The sequence below is a fragment of the Ruegeria sp. K11 genome (assembly GCF_056531905.1).
Window position 1 is genome coordinate 1 of sequence record NZ_JBQFMP010000040.1, and the last position, 2,820, is coordinate 2,820.

At 59.5% G+C, this 2,820-nt stretch carries 4 protein-coding genes; 1 reads left to right on the forward strand and 3 read right to left on the reverse strand.

Annotated features, from left to right (window positions below; genetic code table 11):
* From ACR0K4_RS22905 to mddA, 3 genes are all read right to left on the reverse strand, one after another.
* Positions 1–465, reverse strand: a 465-nt coding sequence (locus ACR0K4_RS22905; RefSeq protein WP_480855908.1) for a GFA family protein, incomplete at its 3' end; no start/stop codon positions are given.
* Between the two features lie 46 nt (positions 466–511).
* Positions 512–1,258, reverse strand: a complete 747-nt coding sequence (locus ACR0K4_RS22910; RefSeq protein WP_480855909.1) for an alpha/beta fold hydrolase — start codon at positions 1,256–1,258, stop codon at positions 512–514.
* Positions 1,255–2,034 (reverse strand): methanethiol S-methyltransferase, encoded by a 780-nt coding sequence (gene mddA / locus ACR0K4_RS22915; protein ID WP_480522306.1) that lies wholly within the window; start codon positions 2,032–2,034, stop codon positions 1,255–1,257. Before mddA ends, ACR0K4_RS22910 begins: the two co-directional genes overlap by 4 nt.
* Before the next feature lie 181 nt (positions 2,035–2,215).
* On the opposite strand from mddA, the gene ACR0K4_RS22920 reads away from it, so the two are divergent.
* The coding region (locus tag ACR0K4_RS22920) for a winged helix-turn-helix domain-containing protein (protein ID WP_480855910.1) at positions 2,216–2,820 on the forward strand (605 nt) is incomplete at its 3' end.

The following is a 2,820-nucleotide window of genomic DNA, read 5'->3' on the forward strand; positions in this document are numbered from 1 at the left end:
GCGTTTCATACTCTCTTCTGACCAGACCTGTCTGAGATCGTAGAAAGCTCCGAAAGACGGCACTCCGTTATTAAGGATCGCATGGGGCTGTTTGCTGTCGGTGTGAATATAGACATCGGGCGGAAGGTGGTGTGGTTGGTCCAAAGTCCCTGCGCGGATGAACAGGATGAGGGACGGCACGCGTTTGGCGAACCGCAGGTACTCGCTCCAGACCGCGACATGGCAGTTTGTACAGCGGGTTATCTTCTGTCCGCTACCGGACGGTGTTTCAGCCATATCCTCGATGATATTGCCAGACAGCAGCAGGACATTGCTGCCTTCGATCAATGCGTTGACCGCATGCGTGCTGCCCGTTTGCCGCTGGCACCTTCGGCAATGGCACCCATGCACGATCAAGGGTGAAGCCAAAAGCCGATACCGAACCTCACCGCAATCGCAGCCGCCTTCCGGCTTTTCGTTGGGCATGATCAATCCTCCTGCATTCGGGTTTCGAAGTGCCGCAAGGTTTCGGTCACGCGGCCAGCGCGCTGTCCTTCAGATACGGTGACAGGCAATCTGCAAAAGCCTTCGCCATTGGAACAGCATGGGTCAGCGGGGCCATGTGCCCGTGATTAGGCAACAACAATTCGACAGCCTGTGGATGCGTCCGTGCGAAAGCCCGGCACATGGTTGCGGTTACGTCTGGGGAAAGACCGCCGCGCAGAATGGTGAGAGGGCCGGTATAACGGACCTGATCCAGCGTCCAACGCCCCGAGAACACCTCAGTCATGTCGCGGATCATCCCGGGGTGATGTGCCAAAAGACGGTTTTGCTGATCAGGACCCAATCGCGCCCAACTCCCCTGCCCTGACCAGAACTCGATAAACGCGCGCATCAAATCCCTCGGAGCAAGATGACGCGCTTCGTGCCACAGAGCGTCCAGTTCGGGCGACAGGCAGTCAGCGCCGTCCCGTGACGGGGTGATCGGGTCATATAGCGTAACACTGCTCACCCGTTCGGGGCAGGTATTGGCCAGCTTCATGGCAACCGCACCGCCAAAGGAATGCGCCACAATGTGTACCCTGCCCTTCTGCGCGGCCAAAACCTTAGCCAACATTTCCAGCCGGTCCGATTTGTCCGCAGCCGCCGAGCCATAGCCCGGCAGGTTCGGTGCAAGCACGGTCGCCTGACCTGTGATCTCGCCCGCCAAAGCACGCCACTGTTTGCCGCTGCTGGTCGAGCCGTGAAGGGCCGGAAAAACGGGAAGATCCTGTTTCATCGCTCAAACTCCACGGCTTCAAGTCGCCGGGGATTGCAAGCATTGCGGGCAATCGGGACCAAGCGGGGGATCAGCATCGGCACCATTTTCTGATAGGCGCGATAGGTATTGCCGAATTCACGCACCAGAGACCGTTCCTCGAACCACAAGCCGATCAGAACATAAGCGGTCATCGCCCCGGCAAAGATCAGATGGCCAACCGTCATATGCGGCGTACCGAAGAACACCAGAGTGACGCCCAACTGCATCGGGTGGCGCACAAATCGGTACAGCATCGGCGTGCGGAACTGCGGTGCGGGCATGGGTTTTTCGGTATGTGCCGACCAGATCTGGCGCAGGCCGAACAGCTCGAAATGGTCGATCAGTAAAGTCGAAAGCACAACCAGTACGACGCCCGTGGCGCAGACTGCATAGGCCAGCCATGCGTAAACGCCCCCGACCTGCCAGATCGTTGCCGGGATCGGTTGCCACTGCCACAGGGCGAGGCCCAGAAACAGCGCCGATTGCAGGACAAAACTGCTGCGTTCGGCCTCGGCCGGGACGATCGTGGTCCACCAGCGTTTGAAGCGGTCCCGCGCCATCAGGCTGTGGAAAAAGCCGAACAGAAAGACCAAGCCCAGATTGGCCGTAACGGCCAAATCAACTGGGCCAGGTGTGCCGCTGTTGATGGTTTTGGGCACCGGAAGTTCCAGCAAAAACGCGATCATGTAAAGGAAAACAACGTTGAAAAGGATGTAGGCGGCAATGCCATAAAGGATCAGGCCGGGGCGTTTCATTTCAGGCTCCTGTGACGAGGTAAGCTACACACGACCCGCAAAACCAAAGGCGGGTCAGGGAAGGCTTACGCCAGTGCCGGGCCCGCCGCTTGAGGGTTGCCTGAGGGTTTGCTGAAGATTGCCGGGCTACTCGCAAACCACAGGTTTGTGTTGGCCGCGAAGATCAGGCAAAAGAGGCGCAATGGTGTATGAGTTTGACGCGTACCGGCTGAATACCGCGCTTTTAGAGCTGTCCGGCCCAGACGGCCCAATCGTTTTGGAGCCGAAATGCCTTGCCCTGTTGCAGTTCCTGATCCGCAACCGGGACCGCGCCGTGTCCAAGGACCAGATCTTTGATGCCATCTGGCCCGACTTGATCGTCACCGACGCCTCGCTTTCAACCGCCATCCGCCAAATCCGGCGGGCCGTCGGCGATGACGGAGATCGTCAGGCGATCATTCGCACCGTCCGGGGTCACGGCTTTCGGTTTGTGGCCGACGTGACCGAGGCCAAAACCACCTCCAGAGATCATTCTCAGCCCGACACAAACGTGGTCTCCGGTCCCGCGCAAAAGCCGACGCTGGCTATCCGTCCCTTTCAGCTGATCGGCGGAGACGCCGCGCAGATCGCCATTGCCGAAGCCATCCCGGCCGAGCTGATTGCGACCCTGTCCCGGCTGCGCTGGATCAACGTGATCGCCCGTGGCTCCAGCTTTCGGTTCGCGGGGCCTGAAACCGATCTGACCGACATGGGGTCGCAACTGGCCGCGCAGTTCGTCGCGTCAGGCACCGTGGAGTGGCAGGGCAC

Bases quoted from the DNA above. Each gene is read 5' to 3' on its own strand.
- ACR0K4_RS22910 (WP_480855909.1), bottom strand. From the start codon at position 1,258: ATGAAACAGGATCTTCCCGTTTTTCCGGCCCTTCACGGCTCGACCAGC.
- mddA (WP_480522306.1), bottom strand. From the start codon at position 2,034: ATGAAACGCCCCGGCCTGATCCTTTATGGCATTGCCGCCTACATCCTT.